Source organism: Vulcanococcus sp. DEBay_Sum29NL08_54 (genome assembly GCF_017859255.1).
Lineage (GTDB): Bacteria > Cyanobacteriota > Cyanobacteriia > PCC-6307 > Cyanobiaceae > Vulcanococcus.
In genome coordinates this window covers 12,325-28,756 of the sequence record NZ_JAFMNJ010000009.1, presented here as the reverse complement: position 1 = coordinate 28,756, position 16,432 = coordinate 12,325, and the positions used below count along the sequence as shown (strand labels likewise).

Below are 16,432 nucleotides of genomic sequence, written 5' to 3'. Positions count from 1 at the left end.
AAAAAGGGGCCCCGAAGGGCCCCGGTCATTCAGTGCGACGCCTGAATCAGGCGGCCACAGCGGACTTGGGGTCCAGTTCGCCCTTGGCGTAGAGGCCGGCGTAGTAGTTGATGTCGCGCTGCTTGATCTTGCTGGCGTTGCCGGCACACCAGAACTGCTGGTAGCGATCGAGGCAGACCTGCTTCATGTAGGCCCGGGCAGGCTTGTTGAAGTGGCGGGGGTCGAAGTTGGCGGGATCCTTCATCGCGGCTTCACGCACAGCGGCGGTGAAGGCCAGGCGGTTGTCGGTGTCGATGTTGACCTTGCGGACACCGTTGCGGATGCCTTCCTGGATTTCTTCGACGGGCACGCCGTAGGTCTCGGGGATGGCGCCACCGAACTTGTTGATCATCTCCAGCCATTCCTGGGGCACGGAGGAGGAGCCGTGCATCACCAGGTGGGTGTTGGGGATGGCCTTGTGGATCTCAGCGATGCGGCTGATGGCCAGCACTTCACCGGTGGGCTTACGGGTGAACTTGTAGGCGCCGTGGCTGGTGCCGATGGCGATGGCCAGGGCATCAACCTTGGTCTTGGCGACGAAGTCGGCAGCCTCAGCGGGGTCGGTCAGCAGCTGGCTGTGGTCGAGCTTGCCCTCGAAGCCGTGGCCGTCCTCGGCCTCGCCCATGCCGGTCTCCAGGGAGCCCAGGCAGCCCAGCTCACCCTCAACGCTCACGCCGATGGCGTGGGCCACGTCCACCACTTCCTTGGTGACAGCCACGTTGTAGTCGTAGCTGGCAGGGGTCTTGGCGTCGGCTTCCAGGGAGCCGTCCATCATCACGGAGGTGAAGCCGTTGGCGGCAGCGCCGAAGCAGGTGGCGGGGCTGTTGCCGTGGTCCTGGTGCATCACGACGGGGATGTCGGGATAGGTCTCAACGGCAGCCAGGATCAGGTGGCGCAGGAAGTTCTCACCGGCGTACTGACGGGCGCCGCGGGAGGCCTGAAGGATGACGGGGCTATCGGTCTCATAGGCAGCCTCCATGATCGACTGCACCTGCTCCAGGTTGTTGACGTTGAAAGCAGGGATGCCGTAGCCGTTTTCAGCGGCGTGGTCGAGCAGCAGCCGAAGCGGAACGAGCGCCATGGGGACACCAATAAGGGATTGGCGGGGATCCTAACCGGCGCCTTTTCCCTTAAACCCTGGCCCTGAGTCCAGCATCCGCAGATTCCAGTGCCAGATCGCAAACCCGCTGGCTCGAGAAGGCTTCCGCGAGCCCGGGAACCACGGGTCGGCCCTCGATGGCGGCCTCGGCCCACCACTGGGTGATTCGGCGGACGGCGGCGAGACGGCCATCGGGCCAGGTCTGGGGGAAGGCCAGGCTGGGATCGGGGCTGATCTCCTCCAGGGCCCCGCTGCTGCCGGAGCGCCAAAGTTTGAAGCCGTGGACGTAGTCGCTTTGGTTGCTGGATCCCAGCACCAGGCTGCCTTCGCTGCCATAGACCTCGATCCAATAGCCCCGACCTGGACGGGTCACCGAGCCCAGTGCCACCTGTGCAGGGATCGAGCGGCCCTGGTGGTCCTCCAGCTCCAGTTGCAGCAGGGCGATGTCTTCGGCATCCACGGCCGCCATCCGCCCACTGCCATCGGCCAGGGGGCGCTGGGGAATGGCCATGCTGCGCTGGGCACTCAGGCTGCGGGTTGGGCCAACCAGCCAATGCAGGGTGTCAAAGGCATGGGTTCCGAGGGATCCCAGGACTCCACCGCCGGCGGCCCGCTGGGAATACCAGTTCCAGGGACGGCTGGCGTCCGCCCGACTCCCCATCAGCCAGTCCAATTTCACCAGCCAGGGCGTGCCGACGGCGCCGTCCTGCAGGAGCGCGGCGAACTGTTGAAATTCAGGCACGCCGCGGTATTCGAAGTCCACGGCCACGGTCACCCCGGCCTGGAGGGCCTGGCGCTGGAGGGTCTCCACCTGGGCGGCCTCCAGGGCGACGGGCTTCTCGAGCAGCAGGTGCTTCCCGGCGGCAATGGCCGCCTGGGCCAGGGCGAAGCGCGGTTCAGGGGGCGTGGCGATCACCAGGGCATCCACCCGGGGATCGGCCAGCAGGGCATCGAAATCGCTGAAGCCTGGGAGGTCGTGGCTGCGGCAGGCCTGATCGAGCCGCTCGCTGCGGTGGTGCCAGAGGGCCACCGGTTCGGTCAGGGGGCAGTCCCGCAGGGCGGGGAGGTGCACCTTTTCGCCGAATCCCAAGCCAACAAGGGCCACCCCTAAGGGACGCTGTTGGGTGCTGGATCCGGTCACGGCGGCTCGGCGTTGCTGTTAGGAGCCTGCCAGGAGCTCTTCCCCGGCGGCGCAGACCGCTTCGATGGTGGATTCGATCAACCCGTCATTGGCGGAGGCCTGCCACTGGCTTCCCCATTGGGGCAGCCCATTGACCGAGGTGTCGCGGTAGAGGCGCTGCGCGCAGTCCAGCTCCATCACGTAGAGGCTGCTGGCCGGGGGGCGGACCTCCTTGCCATCGGCACCCGCCTCCGGGGTCGGGGGTTGGAAGCGACTGAGCACCGTCAGATTGCCGTTCTTGTTCAGGCGCAGGCTGCCGCGATCCCACCACTGCTGTCCTTCGCTGGTGACGGGCACCTCCTGCCAATCCACCGGGCCCGCGAGGACCGGCTGGGGAAGGCCACTCAGCAGGACCAGCCCCAGCAGGAGCCCGCAGACGGCGCCAAGGATTCGCTTCACGCGGCGACCGCTTTGCTGTAGCCGTGCATCGTTAGCAGGCTGACCAGGGTGCTGCGCAGTTTGGGGCGGGGAACGATGTGATCGACAAAACCGTGGTCCTGCAGGTATTCCGCCGTTTGGAAATCGTCCGGCAGCTTCTCCCGCAGGGTCTGCTCGATCACGCGCCGGCCCGCGAAGCCGATCAAGGCCTTGGGTTCCGCCAGGATCAGGTCGCCGAGCATCGCGAAGCTGGCGGTGACGCCACCGGTGGTCGGGTGGGTCAGCAGGGGCAGATAGAGCAACTCAGCCTTGCGATGGCGCTCCAGGGCCCCGGAGATCTTGGCCATCTGCATCAGGGAGAGCATCCCCTCCTGCATGCGGGCACCACCAGAGGCGCAGACGATCAAGACAGGCGCGCGCTTGGCGGTGGCGGTTTCGATCAGGCGAGCCAGCTTCTCGCCGACCACCGATCCCATCGATCCGCCCATGAAGCGGAAATCCATCACCCCGAGGGCCATCGGAATGCCCTCAACGGTGCACATCCCGGTGATGACGCTGTCTTTGAGGCCGGTGGAGCGCTGGGTGTCGCGGATGCGATCGGCGTAGCTGCGGCGATCCTTAAAGGCGAGGGGATCGGTGGGACACAGTTCGGTGTCGAGGGCCTCAAAGCTGCCCTCATCGACGATCAGACGGATCCGCTCCTCACTAAAGATGCGGTGGTGATAGCCACAGCCGCTGCAGACACTGGCGTTGGCGGCCAGGTCCTTGCGGTAGACCACCAGCCCGCATTCGGGGCACTTGCTCCAGAGGCCATCGTCTTCGCTGACCTCCTGGGCATTGCGCACCGCAGGAGCGGTCTTGCGGCGATCGGCAAACCAGTCGAACAGCGACATGGTGATAGCGGTCTCCGGATGGTCTGATCAGACCATTAAAGGGCGCTCCAGCCCAAGTGCTCGCCCAGCTGTTGCAGCCAGAAGCTGTTTCCAGCCATCCAGACCGCCAGTCCGCCGCCCACCAGGAAGGGGCCAAAGGGGAAGGGTTGGCCGCGCTTGAGCCGGCCGCTGAGCAGACCGACCAGACCAAAGAGCGCCCCGGAGAAGACCGCCAGGGCGACGCTCAGGCCCAATCCCGTCAGGCCCAGCCAGGCGCCAAGCAGGGCGGCCAACTTGGCATCCCCCAGCCCTAGAGCAGGTTTCCCAAGCAGCTTCTGGCCGGCGGCGCTGGTGGCTTCAAACCCCAGTAGGCCAGCGCTGGCAGCCAGGAGATGCCAAAGCAGGAGCTGCGGCTCTGGACCACCGCTTTGGCTGAAGACCGCCAGCAGGCTGAAGACAAAGCCCAGCAGAACCCCGGCGCGGCAGAGGGGCTCCGGCAACCAGAGCTGATCCAGATCAATCAGCAGCAGCGGAAGCAGCAGGGTCACCAGACACCAGCCGGCCAGCAGCTGCAGAACGGCCGGGGCCTGCCCCAGGGCTTCGGGATGGCCCAGGGCTGCCGCCAGAAACAGACCGCCGCAGAGCAGCTCCACCGCCGGGTAGCGCAGGCTGATGGGGCTGCCGCAGTGGCGGCAACGGCCGCGCAGCAGCAGCCAGCTGAGAACAGGGATGTTCTCGCTCCAGCCCAGGCCCGTGCCGCAGTGGGGGCAGTGGCTGCGGGGCATGACCACGGACTCCTGGCGGGGATAACGCCAGGCGACGACGTTCAAAAAACTGCCGATGCACAGACCCAGCGCAGTGATCAGCAGCAGAACCGTGCTGGGAAGAGTGCTGAGCATCAGAGACCCCGGTAGGGCGAGCGGGAGGGACGGCTGCGGGACGGGCGGGACCGGACCCAGTCCAGTGGGATGAACTGCTCCTCGGGCAGGAGCACCGGCAGTTCAAAAACCACCCGCCCTTGCCCTGGGCTCAGCACAATCCCCTGGGGCTCCAGGGCCGAGACGGAGCGCTCAAGGAACTGGAAGTAAATCCTCCGCGCCTGGGCAATCACCGCGGCGCTATTGATCCGATCCCAACGGGGTTGCGCAGATACAGAAGAACCCACCGCGCCTCGAATCTCAAAGGAGAGAGGAGCTGGTGGGTTGATACGACTGGGCTGAGGAGCAACCGATGTGGGAGGACCGTGTCCGCCAGTTGCGCCCCAGCCTAGGGGTGAAGTTGGCTCAGGCCAGCTTCTTTTTCTCTTCGATCATGCGGTGAATGATCGGGGTCAGGATCAGCTCCATCGCGAAGCCCATCTTGCCGCCGTTCACCACGATCGAGGTGGGGCTGGACATGAACGAATCGTGGATCATGTCGAGCAGGTAGGTGAAGTCGATCCCCCACTTCTCACGAGCACCCTTGCGGAAGTGAATGATCACGAAGGACTCATCCGGGGTGGGGATGTTCCGGATCATGAAGGGGTTCGAGGTGTCCACGGTGGGGACACGCTGGAAGTTGATGTCGGTCTGGCTGAACTGCGGGCAGATGTGGTTGATGTAATCCGGCATCCGGCGCAGGATCGTGTCAACGGTGGCCTCGGCGGAGTAGCCGCGCTCAGCGTTGTCACGGGAGATCTTTTGGATCCACTCCAGGTTGACGATGGGCACCACGCCCACCAGCAGGTCAGCGAGGCCAGCGACGTCGTAGCCCTCGCCCTTCACGCCACCGTGGAGGCCTTCGTAGAAGAGCAGGTCGGTACCTGAGGGGATGTTCTCCCAGGGGGTGAACTGGCCGGGCTCGAGGTTCGTGCCGAGGCGGGCGTTGTGGTCAGCGGCCTCTTCCACGGAGTGGAGGTAGTAGCGCTTCTGGCCAGCGCCGGTTTCGCTGTAGCTGCGGAAGAGCTCTTCGAGCTTGTCGAACAGGTTGGCCTCAGGGCCGAAGTGGGAGAAGTTCTCGCCCTTGGCCAGGGCCGCGCCCATGGCCTCTTTCATGGCGGCCCGCTCGTAGCGGTGGTAGCTATCGCCTTCCACCACCGCAGGGGTGATCCCCTCGCGCTTGAAGATGTGCTCAAAGGCACGCTTCACAGTGCTGGTGCCTGCGCCGGAGGAACCGGTGACAGCAACAACCGGGTGACGCTTCGACATGCGCAGGGATCGGTGGAACTAGCGGCGAGTTTGGCAGGTCGCGTGGCCAATCCCGCCGATCCGTTGATCCCTGTTGCTTTAGGCCTCGAGGGCGGCCAGCAGTTGATCGCCCATGGCCTTGCAGCCCAGTTGGGTGCAGCCCTCGGCCATCAGATCACCGGTGCGATAGCCCTGGGCCAGGACCCGGTCCACGGCCTGCTCGAGGGCGGTCGCGGCGGCGTCTTGCTGGAGACCCACGCGAAGCATCATCGCGGCGCTCAGCACCATGGCCATCGGGTTGGCCTTGTCCTGGCGCGCAATGTCGGGGGCAGAACCGTGGATCGGTTCAAACAGGCCAGGGCCGCTTTCGCCTAGTGAGGCTGAGGGCAGCATGCCGATGGAGCCGCTGAGCATCGCGGCCTCATCGCTAAGGATGTCGCCAAACAGATTGCTGGTGAGCAGCACGTCGAACTGACGGGGGTTGCGCACGAGTTGCATCGCGGCGTTGTCCACGTACATGTGGCTCAGCTCCACGCCCGCATAGCTGCTGGCGTGGAGGGCCTCGACGCGATCGCGCCAGAGTTGGCTGACATCCAGCACGTTGGCTTTGTCGACGCTGCAGAGGCGGCCGCTGCGCTGCTGGGCAATGTCAAAGCCCACCTTGGCGATGCGATCGATCTCATCGTCGAAATAGGCCATGGTGTTGAAGCCGCGCACCCGGCCATCGGCCTCAACGCGGCCCTTCGGGGTGCCGAAGTAGACGCCCCCGGTGAGTTCGCGCACCACCATCAGGTCCACCCCCTCGATCACCTCGCGCTTGAGGGTGGAGGCATCGATCAGCGCCGGGATGATCTTCACCGGACGCAGGTTGGCGAAGAGCCCCATGCCGGAGCGCAGGCCCAGCAGCCCGGTCTCCGGGCGCTTCTCGCGGGGCAGGGTGTCGTATTGCGGCGAGCCGATGGCGGCGAGAAGCACGGCATCGGCGGCCTTGCAGGCCTCGAGGGTGCTGGCGGGCAGGGGTTCGCCGGTGGCGTCGATGGCGCACCCCCCCATGGGCTGCTCGTTGTAGACCAGCTCAAAGCCATGGCTGCGGCTGACCGCGTCCAGCATTTGGCGGGCCACCGCCGTGATCTCAGGACCGATCCCGTCACCGGGGAGCAGGGTGATCCGGAAGCTGGTCATCGACGTCCGCCTGGGCTTCGGGGGAGGCTACGGCTTGACTTGTTTTTCCAGTTGGCGGAGCGCCTTGCCGAGCTCGGGCAGCTTGTTGAAGGCCGCTGAGCAGCGCAGCCAGAGGCGGTTGGGGATGGCGGGATAGCCGCTGACGACCTCACCGGCGGCCACTTCCCCATGGACCCCGGACTTGGAGGAGGCGATGGAGCGATCGCCCATGACGGCCTTGTTGGCGAGGCCCACCTGGCCGGCCAGGATCACGCCGTTGCCCAGCTTGGCGCCGCCGGCAATGCCGACCTGGGCCGCCAGGGCGCAGCCCTTGCCCGTGGTGACGCCGTGGCCGATGTGGACCAGGTTGTCGATCTTGCTGCCAGCGCCGATCCGGGTTTCGCCGACGGAGGGGCGATCGATGGTGCTGCCGCAGCCCACCTCGACGGCATCCTCGAGGACCACCAGGCCGGTCTGGGGCATCTTGCGCCAGCCGCTGGCGGTGGGCACAAAGCCAAAGCCTTCACTGCCGACGACGGCATTGGAGTGCACCACGCAGGCGCGTCCCAGTCGGGAGCCGGGGTGCAGGACGGCGCCGGCATGCAGTTCACAGCCATCGCCGATCTGCACGTCGTCGTAGATGACGACGTTGGGGTGGATCGTGCAGGAGGCGCCGATTTGCACGTCGCTGCCGATCACTACGTTGGCGCCGACATGGCTCCCCATGCCCACCACCGCCTCCGGTGCAATCACGGCGCTGGGGTGAACACCCGGAGCCTTGGGGGCACGGGGGTAGAGGGTGTCGAGCGTCTCGGCAAAACCCAGCCGTGGGTCAGCCAGGGCGACCCAGGCCATGCCCTTGGCCGTGGCTTCCGCCTGGGCGGCCTCGCATTCGTTGCCCTTGGCGGGCAGCAGCACGGCGCTGGCGCCGCTGGCATTGAGGGCGGCCGCCAGGGCATTGCCAGCCTCAAGAAAACTGATCTGACCGCTGAGGGCCTGGTCGAGGGCGGCGGCGGCACCCAGCTCCGGGTCCTCCCCGAGGTGGTGCTGAAGGGACTGGATCCCACCTGCGGCCTTCACCTCGCTCAGTTGGCTGAGCAGTTGGCTGAAGCGCATCGGCGGCGGGGGGATGTGCTGCGGATGGTAGGCCGATTTCTCAGGTCTCAGCTTGAGGCGATGACGACGAGGTGATCCCGATGAATGACCACTCCGCTCTGGCCCTGATCCCCCTCCAATTCATCGCTCGCTAGGGCGCTGAGGCCCCGGGCGAGCTCCCGCCCGTCCTCGCCCAGAACACGCACGGCCTCGCGCCGGCCAAAGGAGCCGTCCACGCTGCGGACCCCGACGGCCAGCAGCGAGGCTCCCTGCTCCAGCAGCGCACGCTCCGCTCCGGCATCCACGGTGATGCTGCCCTTGGGCAGCAGGGCATGGGCCAGCCAACCCTTGCGGCTGCTCAGGGGGGTCTCACTGGGGCGGAACAGCGTCCCCAGTTGTTCGCCAGCCAAGACGGCTTCCAGCACAGCGGGATCGCGGCCATCGGCCAGGCGCACCTGAATGCCGCTGGCGGTGGCGATGCGCGCGGCCGAGAGCTTGGTGGTCATCCCGCCGGTGCCCCAGCGGCCCCCGCCTTTGGCCACCCCGGCCAAGGCCTCGATCTCGGCTAGGGACTTGACCTCAGGGATCGGCTTGGCGCCGGCATCGCTGCGGGGATCACCGGAGTAGAGGCTGTCGATGTCGGTCAGCAGGACCAGCTCATCGGCCTGGATCGCCACCGCCGCCAGGGCGGAGAGGGTGTCGTTATCGCCAAAGCGCAGCTCATCGGTCGCCAGGGTGTCGTTCTCGTTGATCACCGGGGTGACGCCCCAGCTGAGCAACTGCTCCAGGGTGCGGCAGGCGTTCTGGTAGCGGCGCCTGGAGGCCAGATCGGCACGGGTCAGCAGCACCTGGGCGACGCAGCGCCCGCGGGCGGCAAAGGCCTGGTCGTAGAGGGTCATCAGTCGCCCCTGGCCCACGGCGGCTGAGGCCTGCAGACCCTCCAGCTCCGTCGGTCGCTCGCCCAGTTGCAGGGCCTGGCAACCCAGGCCAACGGCGCCACTGGTCACGAGCACCACGGGCTCCTCCCGTTGCCAGAGGCCGCAGAGGCTGGCGGCTAGGTCGTTAATCACCTGCTCGGTTCCGCGGCTACCGGAGCCCCGCAGAACACTGGTGCCGACTTTGATGACCCGGCGCATCCCCATCGTCAGGAGAGCTCCGCTCCAGCCAGTTGGGCCAACTTCACCTCAAAGCGCTGCCAGTGGTCATGGCGGCAGGGCTGACCGGTGGCGTCAATCGGTTTGACCAGCACGGTGTACATCCCGAGTCGGTTGCCGGCCAGCACATCGGTGAACACCCGATCGCCGACCATCGCGACCTGGGCGGCGGGGAGATCGAGCTGTTGCAAGACCCGGCGCAGGGGGGAGCGCCGCGGCTTACCGGCGCTGGTGGTGAAGTCCACGCCCAGACGCTCGGCGACGCCGCCAATGCGGGCCCGGGAGGGGTTGTTGCTGAAGAGGTGCAGCGGCACGGTCTCCTGCGCCCGTTTCAGCCAGGCCTCCATCGGTTCGGGGAGGCTGGAGCCCCGGTGGGGCAGCAGGGTCCGGTCCACATCCAGCACCAGGGCCCTGATCCCCTGGGCCAGCAGGCCATGCAGGGGAAGGTCCACCAGGGTTCCAGCCGCCACCAGATTGGGCTGCAGCAGTTCGGAGACGGAAAGGCGGGTCACCGAATCAGTCGTCACCGAGCTCGCGGTCCTCGAGTTCTGCCTCGATCCGGGGCTGAACACGTTCGAACTCTTCGCCCTCCACCAGCACGCCCTCGCCGTTTTCCATGCGGGCCACGACAAAGAAGGGATCCAGGGGGATGAACAGGCCGTATTCCTTGTCCTCGGCCCGGAACTGGATCAGCATTTCGTAGAGGTCGGTCTCATCGTCCTCATCGCCGTCGAGCTCGTCCTCGTCGTACTCCTCGGGATCGGGTTCCTCCAGGTCCCCGCTGACGGTCAGGGTGACAGCGGAGCGCACGAGGGTCAGGTCGTGCTCCTGCAGCACCACATCGGCCACCGAGAGGATCGGCTCGGCATGGCTGAGCTCTTCGATGACCTCGTCTTCGCCGTTCTCGTTTTCGGCGATCTGCACCAGGCAGACCGGGGTGTCGACGGGGGTCAGCAGGGCGTAGTCCTTGCCGTCCAGGGGAATCAGTTGCTCAAGGAAGCAGAGCAGCTGGCGCCCGCTCTGGTCCCGCACCAGCACGGTCGGGACATCACCGGTGCCGTTGATGCTGGGGCCGTCAGTGCTCATGGCGCATGGGGGAGATGGCCTAAGGATGCCTGGGCATCGGACTCCAGGCCATGGGCTGGGGTCGCCTTGCTGACCGCTGCCGGCTCCGGCCCCTCCTGGAGCCACTGCTCGAGCAGCAGGGCGGCGGCGGCGCTATCGAGGGCGCCGCTGCGGTCCCCCCGCAGCCCAAAGCGCTCCCCGGCATCCCAGCTGCTGGCGTATTCATTGACAAAGGCCAGGGGGAGGGCCAGGTCCCGGGCTAGGCGTTCGCCGTAGCGGCGGCAGTGCTCCGCTTGGGCAGTGGGTTGTTGCTGGGCATCCAGTGGGAGTCCCACCACCAGGGCCAGGATCCGCCGTTCCCGCACCAAGGCCTGGAGCTGCTGCAGGTCCGCGGGATAGCGGCCCCGGTGCAGCGCCGGAAGGGGTTTGACCGTCAGGCCCAGGGGGTCACAGCCGGCCAGACCGATGCGTTTCCGGCCGACATCCAGGGAGAGCACCGAGCGGGGTGCGGGGGCGGCCATCAGCGCTCGAGGGGCGTTGGGATTGGCTTCTGACCCGGCTGCAGCTGGCCAAGGACCGCCTCCAGCTTGCGGCTGACCCCTTGGCTGGTTTGCGGGGCATGGCGGCGCCAGACGCTGCGGGCCATCACCACCTCTTCCCCTTCGGGCGCCATCCCCAGGCTTTGCAGCCATTGGTTGTGCTCGTGCTTGAGGACATCACTGCGGATCAGCACTTCACCGAGGCCCTGGGCGCTCTGCTCCAGCAGCAGGTGCAGGGGTTGCCCCAGCAGGTGCTGCCAGCCGGGGTGGAGGCTCAGCTCCAGTTCTGGGATCTCTCGGCTGCCGGGGCGCAGCCGCCGGACCCCGGCCACCGCCTGCTGGCGACTGGTGTCCAACAGCATCCAGCTGGGCTGTTCGCTTTGATCGAGCAGATCGTCCACGCGGCGATCAAGCAGTTGCCGCAACTGGGCCGGCAGGGCGGCCTGCTCGAGTTGCCACATCGCCAGGGCGCTCCGGCGATTGAGCGGCAGCAGCTGCAAGTCCGAGGGCAGGGCGCGTTCGAGCGGTTCCTGGGGCGGTTCCCAGCGCCAGAGGGTTTCGTGGCGGAGTTGCTGGAAGCCCTGTTGCCGCAAGAGACCCAAGCGATTGCTGTCGGTGCTGGGGCTGGTGGCAATCCAACTGGCGGCGCTCGGACTGCCCTGGATGGCGGCGCGCACCAGGGCGGCCTCAATCGCCATGCGTCCGGCTTCTCCGGCCTCCAGGCTGGCCTCACTGCTGCGCAGGTGTTGGATCTGCCAGCAGCTGCCGCTGCGGTTCAGTCGTTGACTGACAACCAGTCCCAGGGGGGTCTGGGGGTCGCGGAAGGCCACGAAGGTCTCCGAGGCCAGGGCCGGTCGCGGGGCGAGACGTTGCAGCAGCCGCTCGGGCCCCTGCAACAGCAGGGATCGCTGCAGCAGAGGCAGGAGATCGCTGAAGCAGGGTTCCTGCAGAAAAGGCAGCTGCCATCCCCGCAGCGGCTTCACCTGAAGGCTTGGTTGAGCAGCTGAGGACACGGCGGCGCCGAAGGGGCCTCCTTCAATGGTATGGGCGATTGCTAGTTCGGGCGAACCAGCACCAGTGGGGTGCGCTCGTTGGCGTTGCCGGCGGGGTTGGGCTTGAGGGCCCGCTCCAGCAGCGCCTCATCGCAGCCGGGGCTGGAGGCCAGCACCTTGACCCGACCGAGGTCGTTGACATCCACAACGGCGACGGCGACGCCGAGCTCGGCGGCCAGTTGGCGGCAGACCTCGCTGCTTTGAACCGGACCCAGGACGATGGTCTGGTCGTAGGGCGGAGTGGTGCCGGTGACGTCGTCGATCAGGCGGGCCTGTTCACCGGCCAGCCGATAGAACCAACCCTTGGAGCCCACGAGCTTGAGGGCGGTGCCGGCGAGCCAGGCACAGAGCACGCGCGCCGGACCGACGTTGTCGATCAGGGTCTGCAGGCCGCAGGCGGTGGCCAGGGAGCTGGTGGGGTGGAAGACCCGGCAGAGCAGACGGGCCAGGCTGGAGGGCTGCAGGTTGGCCGGGTGGTTGTAGCGGCCCTGCATGACCGCCAGCGGGGTCTCGCCGATGGTCAGGACATCCCCGGGCTGCAGCACGGCGCCGGCGTAGTGCTGCAGGACCTCGGCGGGATCGTCGAGGGTTCCGAGCAGATGGGTGCGAATCGGCAACACGCTGCAGCGATCACCCTGGCGCCAGGTCGCGCTGGAGCTCTTCGCTGGGGCCGGACGGCGCAGGGGAATCAGCACCCCATCGCGTTGTTGCAGCCGGCCGAAGGGGCCGTAGTTGATCCAGAGGATCTCCAGCCAGAGGGTGTCCAGCAGGTTGCGCAGGTCGCTGCCGGCTGGGGCCTCAAGCGTGATCAGCGCTTCGGCTTGGGTGGTCTTGCGCCCTTTGACGATGTAGGCGAACCAGTAGCCATCGGCGCGGGCCTCCTCATCGGGGTGCTGCGGGCTCAGGCTGCAGCGCACGTTGACCCCAGAGAGGTCCGCGCGTCCAAGCAGGGTGGGTTTGAGTTCAATCTCGGGAACAAAGACCTCCATCCGCCGGTGTGGGTTGCGGATGCTCAGGGTTCCCTTGACCTGCCATTGGCTGTCGGAGACCCGTTGCACCTTCCAACCGCTGCTGCTGAGCCGCAGGGGTGAGGCGGGCCGCAGGCGATGGCGCAGCTCCAGCCAGAGCAACGCCAACCCAAAGACCAGGGCGGCGATCAGGACAACAGCAAACAGGGCGGCCAACGGCGGAGCTTTGCGTTCTGCGGGAGCGTAGGTGGTGCAGCAGAAAAACCCGCTTAGCGTTTCGGCATTGCGGTGGTGAGCCCCGATGCGCAAGACCTTCGTTCTCGATACGAATGTGTTGCTGCATGACCCCCAGGCCCTCACACGCTTTGAAGACAACGCGGTGGTGATCCCGATCGAGGTGGTCGAGGAGATCGACCGCTTCAAGAAGGACCCCTCCGAGAAGGGCCGCAATGCCCGCCAGATCTCGCGCCTGCTCGATGCCCTGCGGGAGAAGGGAAACCTGGCGGATGGCGTGCCGATTGATGAGGGCAGTGGCGGCACGCTGCAGGTGGTCTTCTGCCGCAGCGAGACCCTGGCCCAGTTGCCGCCGGAGCTCAAGGGCGGCAGCGGTGACAACAACATCCTGGCGGTGGCGCTGGAGCAGCTCCGCTCCGGCTTGATTGCCGATCAACCCCCGGTGGTGCTGGTCACCAAGGACACCAACCTGCGGATCAAGGCCGATGCCGTCGGCCTGACCGCTCAGGACTACACCACCGACAAGGTCGACATCGCCGACCTCTACGCCGGGGTCAGTGAGCTATCGGCCAGTGCAACGGCGATGGACACCCTCAAGAGCGAGGGGGGGCTGCCGCTCACGGAGCTTCCCTCCGCTGAAGGTGCCGACCTACAGGCCAATGAGGGGGTCACCCTGGTGGATCAGGCCCAACCCAATCACACGCTGCTCGCGCGTTTTGATGCCCAGCATCAGCGGCTGGTGCCGCTGCAGCGCAGCACGCGGGCCCGACTGGGCAAGGTCTCGCCCCGCAACCGCGAGCAGACCTTTGCCTTGGATCTGCTGCTGGATCCCTCGGTGCAACTCCTGACCCTGGTGGGGAAGGCCGGGACGGGGAAAACCCTGCTGGCCCTGGCGGCGGGCCTGCACCAGGTGGCGGATGAACAGCTGTATGAACGCCTGCTGGTGACCCGGCCGGTGATCTCGCTGGGCAAAGAGATCGGCTTTCTGCCCGGCAGCCTCGAGGAAAAGATGGGCCCCTGGATGCAGCCGATCATCGACAACCTTGATTTCCTGCTCGGCAATAGCCCTGAAGAGGAGGGCCGTTCGGGAGCCAAGGGCGCCTCTGGGCCTGCGAATCGTGCCGGCACCAATCGTGCCCCCCGCAGCAACTGGACGGACCTCAAGGGGATGGGGCTCCTGGAGGTGGAGGCGATCAGCTACATCCGCGGTCGCTCGATTCCCCGCCAGTACATGGTGGTGGATGAGGCCCAGAACCTCACCCCCCACGAGGTCAAAACGATCGTCACCCGCGTGGGCGAGGGCACCAAGATCGTCTTCACCGGTGACCCGTATCAGATCGACAATCCCTATGTGGATGCCGAGAGCAATGGCCTGACCTGGCTGGTGGAGCGCTTCAAAGGGCAGCCGCTCGCGGGCCACATCACCTTGATCCGCGGCGAGCGCAGCGAACTGGCGGAGCTGGCGGCGAACCTGCTTTAGACCATCGCCTCCGGGCGCACCCACTGATCGAATTCTTCGGCGCTGATCTCGCCGAGCACCAGGGCGGCTTCCTTGAGGCTCAGCCCGTGCTTGTGGGCATGTTTGGCAATGCCGCTGGCGCGGTCGTAGCCGATGGCGGGGGTCAGGGCGGTCACGAGCATCAGGCTCTGATTCAGCAGCCGCTCGATGCGCTGTTCATTGGCCTTGAGGCCCTCGATGCAGTGCTCGCGGAAGCTGGTGCAGCCGCCCGCCAGCAGCTCGATGCTCTCGAGCACGTTGTGGGCGATCAGGGGCTTGAAGACGTTCAGCTCAAAGTTGCCCTGGCTGGCGCCGATCTGAACGGCGGTGTTGTTGCCCATCACCTGGGCCGCCACCATCGTCAGGCTCTCGCACTGGGTGGGGTTGACCTTGCCCGGCATGATCGAGCTGCCCGGCTCGTTTTCCGGCAGGACGAGTTCCCCGAGGCCGCAGCGTGGGCCGCTGCCGAGCCAGCGGATGTCATTGGCGATCTTCATCAACGAGCCCGCCAGCACCGTCAGGGCGCCATGGCTTGAGGCCAGGGCCTCATGGCCCGCCAAGGCTTGGAACTTGTTGGGGGCGCTGCTGAAGGCGGTTCCAAGCCGCTCCGTGAGCCGCGCCGCGACCGCCTCGCCAAAGCCCTTCGGGGCATTGAGGCCGGTGCCCACGGCCGTGCCACCAATCGCCAGCTCCCGCACCCGCGGCAGGCTCTGGCGGATGGCTTCGATCGCCAGCTGCAGCTGGGCGACGTAGCCGCTGAATTCCTGGCCCAGGCTCAGGGGCACCGCATCTTGGAGATGGGTGCGGCCGATCTTGACCAGATCGGCGTAGGCCGTGGCCTTGGCCTGCAGGGCCGCCGCCAGGGCCTCAACCGCGGGTAGGAGCCGTTGCTCCAGTTCGATCACCACGGCGATGTGCATCGCCGCCGGGAAGGTGTCGTTGCTCGATTGGCTGAGGTTGACGTGGTCGTTGGGGTGCACTGGGCTCTTGCTTCCCAGTTCACCGCCGAGGGCCTCGATCGCCTTGTTGGCGATGACCTCGTTGGCGTTCATGTTGCTCTGGGTGCCCGAGCCGGTCTGCCAGACCTTCAGCGGGAACTCCTGATCCAGATCTCCGGCGGCCACCTGCTCGGCGGCGGTCACGATGGCGCCGCAGAGGTCCGCATCCAGCTTGCCGAGATCGCGATTCGCCTCAGCGCAGGCCGCCTTGAGCTGACCAAAGGCATGCACGATCGCCAGGGGCATGCGCTGGCCGAAGGGGAAGTTCCCTATGGAGCGCTGGGTCTGGGCGCCCCAGTAGTGCTCCGCGGGAACGGCGATGACCCCGAGGCTGTCGGTCTCTTGGCGCTGACTCATGGGGCGGCGACGATTTCGCTGTTGAGTTCGTTGACCTCGCGGTTGAGGCTGAGCTTCGTATCACCCTGGGGACGGAGCCCGGTGATGCCGCTGAGCGCTTCGTTGATGGCGTCGATGCTCACGGGCCCGCTCTCATCGAGGACCACCTTGCCCTCGCGGTCGAGCACCACGACCTGGGGGATTTGGCCCTTCCAATAGCTGGCGGGGTCAATGGCGCCGTGGGTCTCGCGGTTCTGCAGCGGGTCGGTCTGCAGCAGGATCAACTCAGCGCTGCGGCCCCAGAGGCGCTGCAGTTCGTTGAAGACGACGGCGTACTGCTTGCTGGCGGCGCTGTCATCGAGGAAGAAGCCCAGGATGATCACCCGGTGCTCCTCCAAGGCCTGCGAGAGGGTGCTTCGCGGCGGCACCAGGGAGCCGTTGCCCGCGTAGAGCGCGTAGATATTGCCGTCGTAGCTGTTGGTGTCCCGCGCGGCCTGGCTTGGTGCGGCGAGGCCCAGCACCAGAACCAAGCAGAGGGCCAGCGCTGCAAGGGGCTTCAGCAGCCGGGCCAGGGTGCGGGGCATCAACGCAGGGAAAGC

18 protein-coding genes are annotated in these 16,432 nt (G+C 66.7%); 1 reads left to right on the top strand and 17 read right to left on the bottom strand.

Annotation, left to right across the window (positions count from 1 at the left end; translation table 11 throughout):
* Nucleotides 1-46: 46 nt before the first annotated feature.
* The 15 genes from fba to QZ186_RS04905 all read right to left on the bottom strand — a co-directional run bounded on the left by fba (nt 47) and on the right by QZ186_RS04905 (nt 12,983).
* Nucleotides 47-1,120 carry a class II fructose-bisphosphate aldolase gene (gene fba / locus QZ186_RS04975; protein WP_010317460.1) on the bottom strand — a complete coding sequence of 358 codons (1,074 nt, stop codon included), beginning with the start codon at nt 1,118-1,120 and terminating at the stop codon, nt 47-49.
* Nucleotides 1,121-1,169: 49 nt separating this feature from the next.
* Nucleotides 1,170-2,279, bottom strand: coding sequence for a Gfo/Idh/MocA family oxidoreductase (locus QZ186_RS04970; protein WP_296416057.1), 1,110 nt, complete (start codon nt 2,277-2,279; stop codon nt 1,170-1,172).
* 18 nt (nt 2,280-2,297) lie between these two features.
* A complete protein-coding gene (locus QZ186_RS04965; RefSeq protein WP_296416081.1) occupies nt 2,298-2,708 on the bottom strand; it encodes a hypothetical protein in 411 nt (136 codons plus the stop codon).
* A 5-nt stretch (nt 2,709-2,713) separates the two neighbouring features.
* Nucleotides 2,714-3,589, bottom strand: a complete 876-nt coding sequence (gene accD / locus QZ186_RS04960) for an acetyl-CoA carboxylase, carboxyltransferase subunit beta (RefSeq protein WP_296416056.1) — start codon at nt 3,587-3,589, stop codon at nt 2,714-2,716.
* Nucleotides 3,590-3,624: 35 nt separating this feature from the next.
* Nucleotides 3,625-4,467 carry an A24 family peptidase gene (locus QZ186_RS04955; RefSeq protein ID WP_296416055.1) on the bottom strand — a complete coding sequence of 281 codons (843 nt, stop codon included), beginning with the start codon at nt 4,465-4,467 and terminating at the stop codon, nt 3,625-3,627.
* The gene (locus QZ186_RS04950) at nt 4,467-4,733 is read right to left on the bottom strand and encodes a hypothetical protein (protein WP_296416054.1); all 267 of its coding nucleotides are present in this window, start codon (nt 4,731-4,733) and stop codon (nt 4,467-4,469) included. The genes QZ186_RS04955 and QZ186_RS04950 overlap by 1 nt, the downstream gene beginning before the upstream one ends.
* Before the next feature lie 118 nt (nt 4,734-4,851).
* Nucleotides 4,852-5,754, bottom strand: a complete 903-nt coding sequence (locus tag QZ186_RS04945; RefSeq protein ID WP_247478728.1) for a phosphoribulokinase — start codon at nt 5,752-5,754, stop codon at nt 4,852-4,854.
* Between the two features lie 78 nt (nt 5,755-5,832).
* Nucleotides 5,833-6,915 (bottom strand): 3-isopropylmalate dehydrogenase, encoded by a 1,083-nt coding sequence (leuB, locus tag QZ186_RS04940; protein ID WP_247478726.1) that lies wholly within the window; start codon nt 6,913-6,915, stop codon nt 5,833-5,835.
* 27 nt (nt 6,916-6,942) lie between these two features.
* On the bottom strand, nt 6,943-8,010 hold the full coding sequence (gene lpxD / locus QZ186_RS04935) for a UDP-3-O-(3-hydroxymyristoyl)glucosamine N-acyltransferase (RefSeq protein ID WP_010317432.1): 1,068 nt from the start codon (nt 8,008-8,010) through the stop codon (nt 6,943-6,945).
* 47 nt (nt 8,011-8,057) lie between these two features.
* On the bottom strand, nt 8,058-9,131 hold the full coding sequence (gene proB / locus QZ186_RS04930) for a glutamate 5-kinase (RefSeq protein WP_247478724.1): 1,074 nt from the start codon (nt 9,129-9,131) through the stop codon (nt 8,058-8,060).
* A gap of 2 nt (nt 9,132-9,133) precedes the next feature.
* Nucleotides 9,134-9,655 (bottom strand): YqeG family HAD IIIA-type phosphatase, encoded by a 522-nt coding sequence (locus QZ186_RS04925; protein WP_247478722.1) that lies wholly within the window; start codon nt 9,653-9,655, stop codon nt 9,134-9,136.
* Nucleotides 9,656-9,659: 4 nt separating this feature from the next.
* A complete protein-coding gene (locus tag QZ186_RS04920; protein ID WP_010317427.1) occupies nt 9,660-10,229 on the bottom strand; it encodes a DUF3727 domain-containing protein in 570 nt (189 codons plus the stop codon).
* A complete protein-coding gene (ruvX, locus tag QZ186_RS04915) occupies nt 10,226-10,729 on the bottom strand; it encodes a Holliday junction resolvase RuvX (RefSeq protein WP_247478721.1) in 504 nt (167 codons plus the stop codon). Before ruvX ends, QZ186_RS04920 begins: the two co-directional genes overlap by 4 nt.
* The gene (locus tag QZ186_RS04910; protein ID WP_296416052.1) at nt 10,729-11,760 is read right to left on the bottom strand and encodes a hypothetical protein; all 1,032 of its coding nucleotides are present in this window, start codon (nt 11,758-11,760) and stop codon (nt 10,729-10,731) included. Before QZ186_RS04910 ends, ruvX begins: the two co-directional genes overlap by 1 nt.
* A 41-nt stretch (nt 11,761-11,801) precedes the next feature.
* The gene (locus tag QZ186_RS04905; RefSeq protein WP_296416051.1) at nt 11,802-12,983 is read right to left on the bottom strand and encodes a F420-0:Gamma-glutamyl ligase; all 1,182 of its coding nucleotides are present in this window, start codon (nt 12,981-12,983) and stop codon (nt 11,802-11,804) included.
* A gap of 85 nt (nt 12,984-13,068) precedes the next feature.
* Between QZ186_RS04905 and QZ186_RS04900 the strand changes: the two genes are divergently transcribed.
* The gene (locus QZ186_RS04900) at nt 13,069-14,481 is read left to right on the top strand and encodes a PhoH family protein (RefSeq protein ID WP_247478717.1); all 1,413 of its coding nucleotides are present in this window, start codon (nt 13,069-13,071) and stop codon (nt 14,479-14,481) included.
* On the opposite strand, the gene fumC is transcribed toward QZ186_RS04900, so the two are convergent.
* Both fumC and QZ186_RS04890 read right to left on the bottom strand, forming a co-directional pair.
* Nucleotides 14,478-15,854, bottom strand: a complete 1,377-nt coding sequence (fumC, locus tag QZ186_RS04895) for a class II fumarate hydratase (protein ID WP_296416050.1) — start codon at nt 15,852-15,854, stop codon at nt 14,478-14,480. The genes QZ186_RS04900 and fumC overlap by 4 nt on opposite strands.
* Nucleotides 15,851-16,417 (bottom strand): thylakoid membrane photosystem I accumulation factor, encoded by a 567-nt coding sequence (locus QZ186_RS04890; protein WP_010317400.1) that lies wholly within the window; start codon nt 16,415-16,417, stop codon nt 15,851-15,853. Before QZ186_RS04890 ends, fumC begins: the two co-directional genes overlap by 4 nt.
* Nucleotides 16,418-16,432 lie beyond the last annotated feature (15 nt).